This is a genomic window from Nonomuraea sp. B12E4 (genome assembly GCF_039871825.1).
In the GTDB taxonomy this organism is placed as follows: Bacteria; Actinomycetota; Actinomycetes; order Streptosporangiales; family Streptosporangiaceae; genus Nonomuraea.
The window spans coordinates 70,291-85,596 of record NZ_JBDPME010000003.1; the positions used below are offsets into that span (position 1 = coordinate 70,291).

At 71.8% G+C, this 15,306-nt stretch carries 15 protein-coding genes; 4 read left to right on the plus strand and 11 right to left on the minus strand.

What is annotated here, in order from left to right:
- Positions 1-23 precede the first annotated feature (23 nt).
- The 5 genes from ABGB18_RS09075 to ABGB18_RS09095 form a co-directional block, all read right to left on the minus strand.
- Positions 24-860 (minus strand): helix-turn-helix transcriptional regulator, encoded by an 837-nt coding sequence (locus ABGB18_RS09075; RefSeq protein WP_347694946.1) that lies wholly within the window; start codon positions 858-860, stop codon positions 24-26.
- A gap of 80 nt (positions 861-940) precedes the next feature.
- Positions 941-1,789 (minus strand): ABC transporter permease subunit, encoded by an 849-nt coding sequence (locus ABGB18_RS09080; RefSeq protein WP_347694947.1) that lies wholly within the window; start codon positions 1,787-1,789, stop codon positions 941-943.
- A complete protein-coding gene (locus ABGB18_RS09085) occupies positions 1,786-4,452 on the minus strand; it encodes a CocE/NonD family hydrolase (RefSeq protein WP_347694948.1) in 2,667 nt (888 codons plus the stop codon). The genes ABGB18_RS09080 and ABGB18_RS09085 overlap by 4 nt, the downstream gene beginning before the upstream one ends.
- A 90-nt stretch (positions 4,453-4,542) precedes the next feature.
- Positions 4,543-4,965: a nuclear transport factor 2 family protein gene (locus tag ABGB18_RS09090; RefSeq protein ID WP_347694949.1), complete on the minus strand. Its 423-nt coding sequence runs from the start codon at positions 4,963-4,965 to the stop codon at positions 4,543-4,545.
- 187 nt (positions 4,966-5,152) lie between these two features.
- Positions 5,153-5,560, minus strand: a complete 408-nt coding sequence (locus tag ABGB18_RS09095; RefSeq protein ID WP_347694950.1) for a PaaI family thioesterase — start codon at positions 5,558-5,560, stop codon at positions 5,153-5,155.
- Between the two features lie 87 nt (positions 5,561-5,647).
- Here ABGB18_RS09095 and ABGB18_RS09100 point away from each other — a divergent pair, with 87 nt between their 5' ends.
- Both ABGB18_RS09100 and ABGB18_RS09105 read left to right on the plus strand, forming a co-directional pair.
- The gene (locus ABGB18_RS09100; protein ID WP_347694951.1) at positions 5,648-6,946 is read left to right on the plus strand and encodes a cytochrome P450; all 1,299 of its coding nucleotides are present in this window, start codon (positions 5,648-5,650) and stop codon (positions 6,944-6,946) included.
- 18 nt (positions 6,947-6,964) lie between these two features.
- Positions 6,965-7,807: a class I SAM-dependent methyltransferase gene (locus ABGB18_RS09105; protein ID WP_347694952.1), complete on the plus strand. Its 843-nt coding sequence runs from the start codon at positions 6,965-6,967 to the stop codon at positions 7,805-7,807.
- Here ABGB18_RS09105 and ABGB18_RS09110 read toward each other — a convergent pair.
- On the minus strand, positions 7,722-8,234 hold the full coding sequence (locus ABGB18_RS09110; protein WP_347694953.1) for a GNAT family N-acetyltransferase: 513 nt from the start codon (positions 8,232-8,234) through the stop codon (positions 7,722-7,724). The genes ABGB18_RS09105 and ABGB18_RS09110 overlap by 86 nt on opposite strands.
- An 89-nt stretch (positions 8,235-8,323) precedes the next feature.
- Here ABGB18_RS09110 and ABGB18_RS09115 point away from each other — a divergent pair, with 89 nt between their 5' ends.
- The gene (locus ABGB18_RS09115) at positions 8,324-9,505 is read left to right on the plus strand and encodes a hypothetical protein (protein WP_347694954.1); all 1,182 of its coding nucleotides are present in this window, start codon (positions 8,324-8,326) and stop codon (positions 9,503-9,505) included.
- A gap of 47 nt (positions 9,506-9,552) precedes the next feature.
- Here the strand turns inward: ABGB18_RS09115 and ABGB18_RS09120 are convergent, their stop codons facing one another.
- On the minus strand, positions 9,553-10,584 hold the full coding sequence (locus tag ABGB18_RS09120; RefSeq protein WP_347694955.1) for a CopD family protein: 1,032 nt from the start codon (positions 10,582-10,584) through the stop codon (positions 9,553-9,555).
- Between the two features lie 35 nt (positions 10,585-10,619).
- A complete protein-coding gene (locus ABGB18_RS09125) occupies positions 10,620-11,189 on the minus strand; it encodes a copper resistance CopC family protein (protein WP_347694956.1) in 570 nt (189 codons plus the stop codon).
- Between the two features lie 57 nt (positions 11,190-11,246).
- Here ABGB18_RS09125 and ABGB18_RS09130 point away from each other — a divergent pair, with 57 nt between their 5' ends.
- A complete protein-coding gene (locus ABGB18_RS09130; protein ID WP_347694957.1) occupies positions 11,247-12,032 on the plus strand; it encodes a class I SAM-dependent methyltransferase in 786 nt (261 codons plus the stop codon).
- On the opposite strand, the gene ABGB18_RS09135 is transcribed toward ABGB18_RS09130, so the two are convergent.
- The 3 genes from ABGB18_RS09135 to ABGB18_RS09145 form a co-directional block, all read right to left on the minus strand.
- A complete protein-coding gene (locus ABGB18_RS09135; RefSeq protein ID WP_347694958.1) occupies positions 12,016-12,990 on the minus strand; it encodes a diiron oxygenase in 975 nt (324 codons plus the stop codon). The two genes, ABGB18_RS09130 and ABGB18_RS09135, sit on opposite strands and share 17 nt — an antisense overlap.
- Positions 12,991-13,060: 70 nt before the next feature.
- The gene (locus ABGB18_RS09140; protein ID WP_347694959.1) at positions 13,061-13,660 is read right to left on the minus strand and encodes a TetR/AcrR family transcriptional regulator; all 600 of its coding nucleotides are present in this window, start codon (positions 13,658-13,660) and stop codon (positions 13,061-13,063) included.
- A 167-nt stretch (positions 13,661-13,827) separates the two neighbouring features.
- Positions 13,828-15,174: a HAMP domain-containing sensor histidine kinase gene (locus ABGB18_RS09145; RefSeq protein WP_347694960.1), complete on the minus strand. Its 1,347-nt coding sequence runs from the start codon at positions 15,172-15,174 to the stop codon at positions 13,828-13,830.
- Between the last annotated feature and the right edge of the window lie 132 nt (positions 15,175-15,306).

A 15,306-nucleotide genomic window follows, 5' to 3' on the forward strand; every position in this document is an offset into this window, starting at 1 on the left:
GCCGGATGACCGGCATGACCGGCTCAGGGCTTGGCGGGCCCGAGGCGGGCGCCTGACGGGTCCAGCAGGGCCAGGCGGCGCTCGGTCACGCTGCCCGGCTCGGGATGGAGCATGATCAGGTGCTGGCCGTCCGAGGCGTTCGGGCTGAACGCCTCATAGGCGAAGGTCAGGTTCCCGAGCTCGGGGTGGCGCACGCGCCTGACGGCCCGCGTCTCGCCGATCACCTCGTGGCAGGCCCACAGCTCGGCGAACTCCTTGCTCCGCCGGCTGAGCTCCGTGACCAGCGCGACCATGTGCGGGGCGGCGAGGTCGGCCCCGGCCGCGGCGCGCAGACTGGCCACCCTGGCCCGGGCGACCTCCTCCCAGTCGCGGTAGAACCCGCGCGCGGATGGGTCCAGGAACACCAGGCGGAGCAGGTTGTCGATGTGCTGGAAGCTGGTGTACAGGGCGGTGAACAGGCGGTTGTGGGCGAGCACGTCCTGGCGGCGGTCGCACACCACGGCGGGGAACGGCCGGCTCTCCATGAGCCGCAGCAGGTGGGGGCTGACCCGGTCCAGGCGGTCGCCGCCCGGGTTCTGGCGGAGCTCGGGGTAGGCGAGCTCGTACAGGTACGCCGTGGCGTCGGAGCCGAGGTTCAGGACCCGGGCCAGGGCCCGCAGGAGTTGTTCGGACGGGTGGCGCTCGCGGCCCTGCTCCAGGCGGGCGTAATAGTCGGTGCTGATGCCGGCGAGCACGGCCACTTCCTCACGGCGCAGTCCCGGGGTGCGGCGGAAGCCGACGTCGGGCAGATTGGCCCACTCCGGCGTGATGGCCTGGCGCCGGGCGCGCAAGAACTCTCCCAACAGGCGACTCGTGTCCACCGTGCCAGGTTATGGCTGGTAACGGGCCTTGTGGGTGGGTGTGTTTCGGTCACCCTCGCGGCGGCCGGGAGCCGCCGCGGCTAGCTGACGACGTCCTTGACGCGGAAGCGGCGGAAGGCGACGGCCATGAGGATCACCGCGTACGTGACCGACACCGAGGCGCCCTTGACCATGCCGCTCCAGTCCAGTTCCGGGGCCAGGGCGTCGAGCCAGGCGTTGTTCCAGAACGTGGGCAGGAACTCCCGCAGCGAGCCCAGCGCCTCGACGGCCTGCAGGATGGTGGAGACGATCCACAGGCCGACCGCGCCGCCGACCGCGCCCAGCGGGGAGTCGGTCATGGTGGAGATCAGGAAGGCCAGGGCGGCCACCACGAGCTGGCTGACCAGCGCATACCCGATCACGATGCCGAACCTCGGCAGGATGTCGAGCGCCGGGATCAGCTCGCCCGTGCCGGGGACCTGGATGTCGTTCCAGCCGAAGGCCACCGTGCCCGCCAGCAGCGCCATCAGCGGCAGGCAGATCACGGCCGCGGCCGAGTAGCCGAGCGCCACGACCAGCTTCTGCCGGAGCAGGCGGTCACGCGGCACCGGGGCGGCCAGCAGGTAGCGCAGCGACGACCAGTTCGCCTCGCTGGCCACGGTGTCGCCGCAGAACAGGGCCACCGCCACCACCAGCAGGAAACTGGCCGACACCGACAGGGCGAAGGCGGCGAAGTTCAGGCCGCTCGCGGTGGCCAGGTCCGAGATGCGCAGCGACGACGGCCCCTGCCCGCTGGACTGTGGCCCGAACTGGAACGCGATCACCAGCACCCACGGCAACGCCAGCAGCAGCCCGAACATGGCCAGCGTCCGCCGCCGCTTGAACTGCCTGACGATCTCCACACGCAGCGGCAGCGTACGGCGGGGCGCGTAGCCCGTCGCGGCGGTCATGATTTGTCTCCGATGAGGTCGAGGAAGACGTCTTCCAGGCGCGGCCCGTGACCGTTCGCGACCGTGGCCGCGCCGAGCAGGGTGGACACCGGCCCGGCCGAGACCAGCCGGCCCCGCTGCATGACCACGACGTGGCTGCAGGTCTGCTCCACCTCGGCCAGCATGTGGCTGGAGACGATCACGGTACGGCCGTCGCGGGCGTAGCGCTTGAGCACCTCCCGCATCTCGCGGATCTGGGGCGGGTCGAGGCCGTTCGTGGGCTCGTCGAGCACCAGCAGGTCCGGCAGGCCGAGCATGGCCTGGGCGATGGCCAGCCGCTGGCGCATGCCCTGCGAGTAGGTGCGCACGGCACGCTCCAGCGCCTTGCCCAGGTTAGCGATCTCCAGCGCCTCGTCGAAGTGGGCGTCGGCGGCCGGGCGTCCGGTGGCGGCCCAGTAGAGCTCGATGTTGTCCCGGCCGGACAGATGCGGCAGGAAGCCCGGCCCCTCGACGAACGACCCCAGCCTCGACAGCACGGGCGCGCCCGGCGTCACCGGCTCGCCGAAGATCCGGATCTCGCCCGCGTCGGGCCGGATGAGGCCCATCATCATCCGCATCGTGGTCGTCTTGCCGGCGCCGTTCGGTCCGAGCAGGCCGAGCACCTGGCCCTGCTCGACCCGGAACGACAGCCCGTCGACGGCGAGCTCCCCGTTCCGGTACGCCTTGGTCAGCCCGCTGATCTCCAGCGGCACCTCCGCGGCCCGGTCCGGTTCGCTCAGGTCCGCGGCGGGCCGGTCGGGCGCCTGGCCGTTCCCCCCGGGCGAGCCCGCGGGCACCGGGTCGGCACGGTGGCGTCGCGCGCCCGTGCGCCCCGTCACCAGGATCCCGGCGGCGATCACCACGGCGGCCAGCGGCATCGCCCAGACCCACCAGGCCACTCCGGCCGGGGCGGCGGCCAGCGTCCGCACGGTGGGGACGGCCAGCGCGGGCGCGGCCAGGGCCACCTGGTACGCGGCGGGCTGGGCGGGGGTCGCGTAACCCATGTCGGTCGTGGTCACGACCAGGCGGAGCCGGTGGCCCGCGGCGAAGTCGTGGTCCACGGCGGGCAGGGTGACCGTGGCCTCCACGCTGCCGGTGTCCTCCGGGATCGTGACCCGGATCGGGGCCACCAGGCCGGCGGGCAGGGTGGGCGGCTGGGCGCTGTCGGCGACGTCGTACAGTTTCGCGAACAGAGTCGCCTCGCCCTTGCCCGACACCCTGATCCTGGCGGTGGGGGTGCCGGTGAGCTGGAGCGGGGCGCTGAGCGGCGGGGACTCGAACGCGGCGCTCTGCCCCGGCATGTCGATCGACACGCCGGGGTTGTTCCCGCCGCCGCCCAGCAGGCCGCCGATGCCGGGCACCGCCGAGATCGAGGCGGGCGCGCCGCCGGGCGGATTGACGATGTTCTGCTGGGGGCCGCTCAGCGGCACGGCGGTGGTGCCGGTGCCCAGCAGCCCGGGGTACGAGGCCGCCTCCGGGTGCAGGCGGATGCGCTGGCGGGTGCCGGGGTCGCGGCCGCCGTCCCGCGTCACCGTGAACGCGCTGACCGGCGTCGCCGTCCCGGCCGGGCCCTCACCCTTCAGGTAACGGTTGAACCAGGCCGACGACTGCTCGAACAACCAGTCGACCTCGCCGTCCCCGCCGTCATGCCCGCCGTCGAACCAGGCCAGGCTGACCGGGGTGCCCGCGGCGGCGATCGCCCTGGCGTTGGCGTCGGCGTGGCTGAGCGGGAACAACGAGTCCCGCTGGCCCTGCAGGAGCAGGGTGGGGGCCTTGATCTGGCCGGCCACGGTGATCGGGCTCGACCTGCGCAGCAGCGCGACGGCCTCCGGGGTGGCCTTGCCGTCCGTCGCGACCTGCTGGTAGACGTCGCAGATCGCGGGCAGGAACCGGCCGCAGCGGGCATGCTCGGGGGTCAGCGGCGCGGTGGCCTGCTCGCGCCCGGCGCCCAGCGACGTGGCCAGGTTGTCCAGCGAGACGCCCTGGCCGAAGAAGATGCCCGCCCACATCCGCTTGAAGACCCCGCTCTCGGCCCTCTGACCGGCCGCGCCCTGACCGGCTGCGTTCGGCTGGACGGGCGGGTTCTGGACGGCGGTGTTGGGGAAGAGGGCGTCGGCCAGGTCGGACCAGGTGATCTGGGGGACGATCGCGTCGACCCGGTGGTCGTGGGCCGCAGCCATGAGCGCGATGGCGCCGCCGTACGAGCCGCCCGCGATGCCCACCCGCGGGTCGCCCGCCTTGTCGAGCTGGACCTCGGGCCGCTTGGCCAGCCAGTCGATGAGCTGCTTGACGTCCTTGACCTCGTAGTCGGGCGAGTTGAGCGCGATCTGGCCGGTCGAGCGGCCGAACCCGCGCGCCGACCAGGTCAGCACGGCGTAACCGTCCTGGGCGACGCGGATCGCCTGATCCCGCACGCTCCGCTTGCTGCCGCCGAAACCGTGGGCGATCAACACGGCGGGCGCCTTCCCGCCCCCGGGCGGCGGGAAGAACGTCGTGTCGAGCTCCACCCGTTGGTCGCCGGAAGGTCCATCGACGACGGTTATCCGCTGGTCCTGGCCTCGCACATCAGGAGCGGTCGGCCACACCAGCCACGCCGTCACCCCGATGAGGACGAATGCCACGACCAGCGCGGCCACACGCTTCATGCGGTGAGCCTACTTTCCACACCTGAGAGATCCCTGAGACGCGGCTCACGCCGGGAGCGCCCGCGGCGCGGGGTCGGCTGACCTGGGCGATCACGCGTCGCCGCCCGAAGCGGTGTGGGCCCAGAACACGGAGAGGCTGTCCTCATAGAGGTGGAACCGCGTGATCAGACCGTCCTCGACCGTCAGGTGGAGCGCGAAAGCGGCGGTGAAGGCCCGTCCCGTGGCCTTGGAGGTCCGCACGATCTCGCCGGTCACCACCGCGTCGTCCCCGTCCACCAGGATCCGCGCCACCGTGGTGGCGTCCCGTTCGAGCACGTGGTGGGCGTCAAGCAGGCGGAAGTGCTCGGCCATGTCGCGGCTGCCGGTGCGCGGGCGGATCCACGGCGCGGACGGGTGCTCTCCCGCCGGCCAGTCCAGTTGCCAGTCGATCTTGTCCGCGAACAGGTCGGCGGCCCGGTCATAATCGTTCGCGCCGGTCCTGCGGAGCAGCTCTTCCACGATGTCACGGGTCATGATCTCTCCTTGTGGGGACGCTGTGCCGTGGATGAGTCTTCCGCTGATCGTGCACCGTGGCGATTACTCGTCAGGTAGGCGTCCCGATGAGCTGGAGGCGCCCACGCGCGCAGGAGCGCGTCGCGTTCGTCCCGGCCGCCTCCATCTCCATCGCGGGCGCTTCGGACATGTCGACGGGGGCGGGTCGTCAGGCCAGGATGGCGTAGACCGTGGAGGCCCGGGCCACCGTTTCGCCGTCGCCCGCGATCGTGAGGGTGATCTCGGAGAAGGCCAGCGTGCGGCCCAGCTTCGTGATGCGGACGTCGACCATGACGTCCTTGCCCACCACCGGCCGCTGGAACGTCGTGGACTGCTGCACCGTGGTCATCGGCACGAACCCGCCCCGCGCCGAGGAGATCGCGATGACCGTGGCCGTGTCGGCGGCCGCCATCATCGCCTGGCCGGACAGCCCGCCGCCCTCCCGGGCCAGGTCGTCGGACCAGGGCAGCCGGACGACCGCGTGGCGCTCGCCCACCTCCTCCACGCGCAGTCCGAGCTGCTGGACCCAGGGGGCGAAGTAGTCCTGGAAGATCGCCTGTGCGTCTGCTGGAGTCACGCGCCCATCATGCACGCCGCGCCGGGGCCGGGACTATGCGCGGGCGCGAGCGTGCGCGAAGGTGGAACGGAACCGGGAGGAGGCGGCATGCCGGTGGTGGCCGGAGCGGGTCCCGAGTGGTCGGCGGTGTTCCTGCCGTCCACCTACGAGACAGGCGTCCCGTACGACCTGTTCGCCCGGCTCAGGGCGGAAAGCCCGGTGTGCTGGATCCCCGAGCCCGCGATCGGCCCCTGGCGGGCGGGCCCCGGCTACTGGGGGGTTTTCCGGCACGCCGACGTCAAGCACGTGCTGCGCACCCCGGCGGACTTCTCCTCGCACCTGGGCGCCACCCAGATCCGCGACCCCGACACCCCCTCAGACCTGGCCTTCGTCCAGGACATGATGCTGAACATGGACCCGCCCGGACACTCCAGGCTGCGCAGGATCGTGGCGGCGGCCTTCACCCCGCGTGCCGTGCGCGCGCTGGAGCGCACGATCGCCGAGCGGGCGGCGTCGCTGTTCGCCGGTCATCCCGACGGGGGCGAGTGCGACTTCGTGGAGGTGGCCGCCGACCTGCCGGTCTGGACGCTGGCCCACGTCATGGGGGTGCCCCCGCAGGACAAGCGGCTGCTGTACGACTGGGCGTCGAGGGTGATCGGCTATCAGGACGCCGACTACGCGGGCCTGTCCACGGCCGGCGTGGAGTCCCTCACCCTCGTCGGCCGCCTGGCGGTCGCGTCGAAGCCGGAGTTCGAGCCCGGCCGCAACCCGCGGTCGAGGGCGGCGCTGGCCGACATGTTCGCCTACGCGCACGCGCTCGCCGCCACCCCGCTGGACGACGAATCCGTCATGTCGGCCATGCGGCGGGGCGGCCTGACGGAGGCCGAGTTCGAGAACATGTTCTTCCTCTTCGCCGTCGCCGGCAACGAGACCCTGCGCAACGCCATCCCCGGCGGGCTGCTCACCCTCCTCCGGCATCCCGCCGAGCTGGACCGCCTGCGCGCGAACCCCTCCCTGCTGGACTCCGCCGTCGAGGAGATGCTCCGCCACTGGCCACCCGTGATGGACTTCCGCCGCACCGCCACCCGCGACCTCACCCTCGGCGGCATGCGGATCCGCGCGGGGGACAAGGTCGTCGTCTACCACGCCGCCGCGAACCGCGACCCGTCCGTCTTCCCCGACCCGGACCGCTTCGACATCACCCGCACCCCGAACGACCACGTCAGCTTCGGCTTCGGCCCGCACTTCTGCCTCGGCGCCCACCTGGCCCGCGCCCAGCTCCGCTCGGTGTTCAAGGAGCTGCTCGCCTGGGACGTGGAGCCGGCGGGCCCGCCGCGACGGCTCACGTCCAACTTCCAGAACGGGCTCAAACACCTCCCCGTACGCCTGAGCCGCCGCCTGTCGTGACCGCCTAGGCTCAGCCTCATGGATTATCTGCGGGTGAACCGGGCCAACTGGGACTCCAGGGTCCCGATCCACGTCGGCAGCGACTTCTACGACGTCAAGGGCTTCAAGGACGGCCGCAACCCGCTGCGGCCGTTCGAGCTGGCGGAGGTCGGCGACGTGACCGGCCGCCGGCTGGCGCATCTGCAGTGCCACTTCGGCCTCGACACGCTCGGTTGGGCCCGGCTCGGCGCCGAGGTGACCGGCCTCGACTTCTCGGAGGCCGCCATCGACCAGGCCAGGGCCGTGGCCGCCGAGTGCGGGATCCCGGCGCGGTTCGTCACGGCCGACGTCCATGACGCGGTGGAGGCGCTCGGCGAGACGTACGACATCGTCTACACGGGCATCGGGGCACTGGTGTGGCTGCCCGACCTCACCCGCTGGGCCGAGACGGTCGCCGCCCTGCTCAACCCGGGCGGATTCCTCTACCTCGCGGAGTTCCATCCGTTCGCCGACACCATGGACGATGCCACGGGCACCACCGTCACCCACGACTACTTCGACCGCGGCCCGCACGTCTGGGAGGAGCCGCACACCTACACGGGCGACGACGTCCTGGAGCATCAGACCTCGGTGCAGTTCCAGCACGGGCTGGGCGAGGTCGTCAGCGCGGTGGCGGCGGCGGGGCTGCGGGTCGAGTTCCTGCACGAGCACGCCCACACCCTCTTCCAGCGCTTCGGCACGCTGGTCGGCGGCGGCGCCGAATACCGACGGCCCGAGGGCGCCCCCGGGATCCCTCTCATGTACTCGCTGCGAGCCTCATCCGGTAGTGGACCTCTTCCAGCGGGGGATTCGGCAGCATCTTCGTCCGCCCCGACAGCGTGAACCCGAACCGCTCGTAGAACCGCCGCGCCCGGGGATTGTCCGCCAGCACCCACAGCCCGACCTGGGAGTGGCCGGACGAGGACATCTCCTCGGTGGAGGCCGCCATCAGGGCTCGCCCCATGCCGGTGGAGAACTCGGCCGGGAACACGTAGATGGCGTACACCTCCATGCCCGGAATGTCGTCGTCGCGGCTCGCGCCGTAGATGCTGAACCCGCGTACGAACCCGTCGCGCACCGCCACCATGGCGCTCCCGTGCCCCCTGGCCAGCCACTCGGAACGGTTTCGCACCGGCTCCGGCCGCACCTCCAGCCCGGCGAGGAACGTGTCCGGCATGACCCCGCGATAGGCGACGCGCCACGTGGCGATCCGCACCGCCTCGATGGCGCCCGAGTCCTCTGGCAAGGCCTTGCGGATTTCGAAGGACATGATCGAGATTGTCGCAGATGGGAGGGTCGTGCTCCACGCGACGAGGGGGTCGCGGGACGGCGCTCCGGCGGACCGTAAGATTCTCTCCCGTGAAGTCTCCAGCATCGATCAAGAAGGCCGCCGCCTGGGCCCTGCCGTACTGGACCCGGGGACAGGCGGGGCGCGACACCCCGCAGGACCTGTTCCGGGTGCTCTATTACGGCTGGCTGGTGGCGTTCACGCTCAAGGTGCTCGGCTCCGCGTGGGACGTCTCGTGGCACTTCAAGTGGCTGCGTGACGATCTCGCCCCGCCTCACCTGCTCAACTCCGTCGGCACGGCGCTCGCCCTCGCGCTGACCGTGATCCACGGATACACGGGCTACGGCGTGGACAAGGCCGCCCTCAGGCTGATCCAGTGGGGCACCGGGATCTTCCTCGTCGCCGTCCCGCTCGACCTGATCAACCACCGCGTGAACGGGCTCGACATCACCTCGTGGAGCCCCTCGCACATCATGCTCTATGCTGGAACGTTCTTCATGATCGCCGGCGTCCTCCGCGGCTGGTTCATGGGCGCGCGGCCCGGCCGGGAACGCACGGTCGTGCTGGGCGCGCTCTTCGCGTTCTTCCTGGAGAACGTGCACTTCCCCGAGCAGCACCAGGAGTACGGCATCCTGTCGATCGGCGCCTGGGACAACCACACCACCTACGCCGAGCCGATCCTGCTGCGGTTCGCGGCCGACCAGATGGGGCGGCCGGTGGACCGGACCATGATGACGGGCTTCGCGCTGCCGGTGCCCGACTTCCTGTATCCGGTCTACGCGGTGGTCGTCGGGCTGGCGGTGCTGGTGGCGGCGCGGGCGCTGATCGGCAGGTTCGGCGCGGCCACCCTCGTGGCGGGCGGCTACGTGGGGGTCCGGATCGTGCTCTGGCCGCTGCTGACCTACACCGGGTTTCCGCCCTCGGCGGTGCCGCTCTTCCTGGTCGTCGCCGGGCTGCTGGTGGACGTGGCGTTCCTGGTGCGGCTGCCGGTGGCGCGGGCGGTGCTGGGGTCGGCCGGCGTGACGGCCGGTGCCTACGCGGCGCTGGCGGCGCAGAGCGCGGTCATGGGGCCGGTGTACGGGGCGCTGAAGGGCCAGCAGGGCCTGCTCGGGGCGCCTCCCCTGGCCGTCTCGTCGGCCGTCTGGGCCGGGCTCGGGCTGCTGGCCGCCTGGCTGGCCGTCGAATGGTTCGTGGGCAGGCGCCGGGTCAGTCCCGTCGAGCCCCGGCCCGTGGTCGCCCCCGCCACCCCGTAGGCCGGGCGCCGCCCCACCGGGGGCCCGGGCCGCGCCTCACCGCACGGTCAGGCGACCGGGGCCCGGGTGAGCGCCACCGCCACGCCGTACGCCAGGCCCATCACCCCCACCTCGGCCGCCGCCCAGCCCACCAGGGCGGTGGCGCGGCCCGCGCGTACGGCGGGCAGCAGGCGGAAGCGGATGTGCGCCGCCAGCGGCACCAGCGCCGCCACCAGCACCGCCTTGACCACGAGCAGCAGCCCGTAGTGGCTGGTCACGATCGCGCCGGGCAGGCTCACGCCGGGCGTGAGCGCCATCGTGGCGAGCCCGGTGACCAGGCCGGACGATCCCACCGCGAGCAGGCATACGGTGGCGATCCTGGAGAACCTGGGCAGCACCGTGGCCAGCAGGTCCCGGTGCGGCCCCACGAACACGGCCGTGGCCGCCAGCCCGCCGGCCCAGGCCGCCGCGCCCATCACGTGGATCTCCATGGAGATCATGATGGGGTCGTGCCAGACCGAGTTGACCGCGTGGCCGGTGACCGGGATCGGCAGCAGCCCGAACATGCCCACGATCACCCGCAGCTCGGCCGGCACCTTCTCGCCGAACCGCACCGCCATCAGCCCGATGCCCGCCGCCGCCAGCGCGCACGCCGCGCTGAACAGCAGGCCCTGGCCGGCGCCGACGGTCCCGACGTATTCGGCGATCATGCCGAACGTCGGAACCTTCCCGGGATTCAGCTCGGCCGTCTGGAGCACGATGGCGAGCAGCGCGCAGATCGCCCACGCCCAGGCGGCGGTCACGGCCAGGGGCCGCACCCGCCGCATGACCGGCTCGGTCCGGTCGGGGGCGTCGAACCCGAGCAGCTTGGGCAGCAGGCTCAGCCCGACCACGGCGACGGCGGCCAGGTCGAGCAGCACCCGCACGACCGGCAGGCCGACCGTCACCAGCGGGCCGGGCATGGGGATGCCGGGCACGGCCTCCTGCGCGGTGAACGAGCTCGCCGCCACGGCCGCCACGACCGCGCAGACCCCGAACGCGCCGGCGACGAGCCGCCCGCCCGCGCGCTTCCGGGGGAGAGGCGGGGCGGTGACGGTCATCAGGGCACCATCCTCGCTGTGAGGCCCGTGTGGGGTCACGTCCGGGCCCCCTCGTCCGAGCGGGAGCGGCGCAGGGCGACCACGGTGCCGGCCGCGAGCACCAGCAGGGCCCCCACGATCCACACCACGGCCATCCCGGCCCCGCCGCCGGCCCCCGCCTCCGCGGCGTCCGCCCCTGTACCCGGAGCCGCCCCCGCCGCCCCTGTGCCCGGAGCCGCCGGGCCGGCGGTGGTGCCCGTGGCGTCCGGGGCCAGGCGGAAGGAGACGCTGCCGGTCACCGGATGCCCGTCGGCCGACAGGATGCGGTAGCCCACCGTGTACGACCCGCCGGCACGCAGCGGCCTGACCTTCACCGACACCCGTTCGGCGGCCACCACCGCGTTGCCGTCGGCCCACCCGGACCCGTCCGCCGCCGTCACACCGACCTGCGCGTACCCCTGGCGCACCGCCTGGTCGAACACCAGCGTCACCTGCCCGGGTGCGGCCGGGAGCGTGGCTCCGTCCTTCGGGTCGCTGCCGACCAGCACATTGTGGGCCCGCGCCGCGCCGGGAACGGTCCCGGCGGCGACGAGGGCCAACAGCAGGACCGTGAGTAGCCGCCTCAAAGATCAGCGCCCTTCCTGGAACAACCGCACGTCTCGAACCCGTATATGGTCCCATCCATGAGCGATCTCTTCGGCGGCACGGCCCCCTATTACGCCAGATACCGCTCCCCGCACGCCGCTCCGGCGATCGAGCGCCTCGCCACGACGTTCGGCCCGGACAGCACCGTGCTGGACCTCGGCTGCGGGCCCGGCACGGTCGCGATCCCGCTGGCGCCCGGCGTGCGCGAGGTGCTGGCGGTCGACCCGGACGGGGAGATGCTGGCCGAGGGCGCCCGCCTGGCCGCGGAGGTGCCCAACATCCGCTGGCTCCGGGGTGACTCGACGAGGCTGGCCGAGCTCCCGAGGTTCGACCACATCGTCATGGGCAGGTCGTTCCACTGGATGGACCGCCGCGCGGTGCTGGCCGAGCTGGACGCGCTGCTGCCGCCGGGCGGCGTCGTGGCGCTCCTGGGGCCCGGCCGCGACCCGGGCGAGCCGCCGTGGGAGCCGGTCATGCGGCGGGTCCGCGAGCGGTTCGGGGTCAACACGCTGACCGCGACCAACACCTTCCAGGCCACCGGCGAGCACCCGCACGACGTGCTGGTCACCACGCCGTTCGGCGACCTCGACGTGACCGCCTTCGAGCAACGCCTGACGTACGACGTGGAGGCCGTGCTCGGCCTGCAGCTCTCCTACTCCTTCAGCGCCCCGGCCCGGCTCGGCGACCGGCTGGAGTCGTTCACCGAGGCGGCCAGGCAGGAGCTGCTCCGGCTCAACCCGGCGGGGACCTGGGAGGAGGTGGACGTGACGGAGGTGCTGCTCGCCCGGCGGCCCGGCGACGCGCGGCTCAGGAGATCCCCATGACCTGCCAGATCCGCCGGGTGAACCCGTTGATCAGCCCGGTCTCCGCGCACAACTCCCGCGTCCGGCTCACGGAGTCGCGGATCTCCTGCCTGGCGGCCGGACTGCGCAGATAGACCTCGGACACCACCCGGGCGGGGATCCCGAACCGCCTGATCATCGGCCCGGGCGGGGCCAGCATGATCCGGGCCATCACCCCGAGCACGACAGGCGCGGCGACGCCCAGCAGGTGACGCCGGTACGCGGGCATCCGCGGCACCCGGTCCCGCAGGTAGTGCCGGGCGAAGGAGATGTGCCTGGCCTCCTCCGCGACGTGGATGCGAATGATCGTCTCTTCCAGCGGGTGGTGCGCCCGGCCCTCCTTCAGCACCTTGCGCTGCACGTGGTCGATCGGATCCTCGCCGCCCAGCACGAACACGAAGAACAGCTCGGTCGAGATCAGCGGGATCCACGGCGCCACCTGCGCGACCGCCGACAGCGGCCGCGCCATGCCCCGGATCGGCAACCCGGTGCGGTTCACGAACTCCTGGAACATCATCCCGTGATGTCCCTCTTCGATGGTCTCGTGGTAGACGTAGCGGAACTCGGGTGACCCGTTCGGCAGCCGGTAGGCGTAGTTGAGCAGGCCGCGTTTGAGCAGGTTCTCGAACTGCAGGCCGATCTTCATGGCGGTGGCCACCCGCCACAGCCCGATCTCCGCGCGCACCTCGGGTGGCCGGCTCCGGTACCACGGGTGGCCGCCGAGCCGGTCCGCCTCGGGCAACTCCCACCGGGGATCGGCCCGGCGTACCAGGAACTCCGGCTCGTCCCACGGAATGTCCCGGTACGGCTCCCAGTGCTTGTCCACCGACGCCTTCGAGAGGCGTTCGATGACCGACTCGTAGGCGCTCCTGCCCGCGGCCCGCTCGTCGCGTCGTGCCGCCCGGTCGCCGGCGGCGGTAGAGCTCGGTGCGGATGCCATCGCGTGCGCTCCTCTCCTCGCCACTCCCCTAATTGTACGCAGCATCCAATAGCGCCGGAAAGGGAGAGGATCACAGCGTGTCGGCGGACAGGCCCAGCTCGTTCGCGGCGGCCGTGCGGATGAGGAGGTTGACCCGGCGCCGGGACAGCACCTTGGGATGGACGTGCGTCTGGATCGCGAGCCCGTCGATGAGTGCGAAGAGGCGCCATGTCGTCGAGTCGGGGTCCTCGCACGCGAACTCCCCGCACGCCACGCCGGCCTCGATGATCGCCCGCATCAGCAGCCGTCCCTGGGCGTCGATGCGGCGCGAGATCTGCTCCAGCTCGGGGCTGCGCATGGCCTCGGCGTTCGCGTCGATCCAGAGCCGCCAGCCTTCGGTGGGTATCGCGGGGGAGCAGAGGCGCAGCAGCGTGCGCAGCCGGTCGAACGGCGTGCCCGTGGATCTCTCGATGCCGCCCAGCGCGTTGAGGTGCAGTCGTGCCGCGTAGGTGAAGGCCTGGGCGAACAGTCGTTCCTTGGTCTCGAAGTGGTAGAAGAGCAGCCCCTGGCTGACGCCGGCCGCCTTGGCGATGTCGACGGTCCTGGTGTGGCCGAAGCCTTGATCCGCGATCACCTCGCAAGCCGTCTTCAACAAATCCTCGCGCCGTAATCGGCTGAAACCTGATGTCACAGCGAGTAACTCTAACTTCTGCTTAATGGTGTCTTATGGACAAATCGGGCATGGACGGTGGGCGCTGTTCGCATGACCCCCGCGTTGACGGCGAACACTCAGGTGATCATGGTAGATGCGGTCCTCCGGGGTTCCTGATCAGGGTCAAAACTTTTAGCTACCCACCATCACCGCGTCCGTACCGGCATCCGCAGCACAAACCGGGCGCCGGTCTCGGAGTCCTCGATCGTGAGCGTGCCGTGGTGGATCCTCGCGATCTCGCGGGCGATGGGCAGGCCGAGCCCGGTGCCGCCGGCGTCGCGGTTGCGCGAGGCGTCCAGCCGGGTGAAGCGCCTGAAGACGACCTCGCGCAGCTCGGGCACGATGCCCGCCCCGTCGTCCAAGACCTCCAGTACGGCCTCGTCGCCCTCCCGGCGGACGGTCACGGTGACCGTGCTCTCGGCGTGCCGCTCGGCGTTGTCCAGCAGGTTCGTCAGCAGGCGGGCCAGCCTGAGCCGGTCGCCCAGGACGACCACGTCGCGCCGCAACGAGGTGACCACCCGCTTGCCGCGCGCCCTGGCGGTCTCGCCGGCCACCAGGTCGGCGAGGTCCACCGGTTCGAGCCGGCCGGGCGCGCCCGCGTCGAGCCTGGCCAGCGTCAGCAGGTCGGTGACGATGTTCTGCAGCCGGTCCAGGCTGAGCATGAGCCGGGAGGAGGTCTGCCTCCAGTCGGTCTGGTCCGGGCTGATCAGGGCCTCTTCCAGCTCGGTGCGCATGGCCGTGATCGGGCTGCGCAGGTCGTGCGAGGCGTCGGAGGCGAACCTGCGCTGCTGCTCCATCGCCGACTCCAGCCGGGCGAGCATCTGGTTGGCGGTCTGCGCGAGCTCCTTGATCTCGTCGGCGTTGCGCGGCACGGGCACCCGCATCTTCGCGTCACCGGCGGTGATCATGGCCAGCCTGCGGGTGATGCGGTTGACCGGCGCCAGCGTGCCGGCCACCACCCGCGAGACGCCGAACCAGGTCAGGGTCACCAGGATCAGGGAGACGCCGGCCAGGAAGCCGGTCACGGTGGGGCTGACGTACCAGGGGGGCAGGGTGTCGTAGGCGTAGACGAACCAGTCGCCCTCCTGGTCGTCCCCGTACACGCGGAAGGCGACCGTGATCTGGCACTCGCCGGAGAACTGCGGCAGGTCGCACACCATACCGGTGCGGTTGGCGCTGTAGGGGTCGGGGGGCTGGGCGGTCAGGCGGGGCACGCCCGCCAGGTTCGGCGTCGAGGCCACCACGCGGCCGGTGTCGTCGACGACCTGGACGCCCCGCAGGTCGAGGCGGATCACCGGGGGCAGCTCGTGCCGCTTGATCAGGTGGACCACGCGCAGGGCGACGTTGAGCATCTCGTTGGTCCGGATGTCGATCACCGTGCTGTGCGCGGTCAGCAGCAGGACCCAGCTCGTCGCGAGGCAGAGCGCCGCCATGGCCGCGCTGGCGTACAGCGATAGCCGTGTGCGTATGGACCGGCCCAGCCGTGTGATCACGCCATCCCCCTGTAGCCAGGTGATCACACCAAGTGGTTATCGCTCAAATTTGCGGAGATCCACCGACAAATCGGGTGAAAAAGTCGTCCAGAGCGACGCTCTATGCCTCTCGCGGTGAGCTGACTAGAGTAA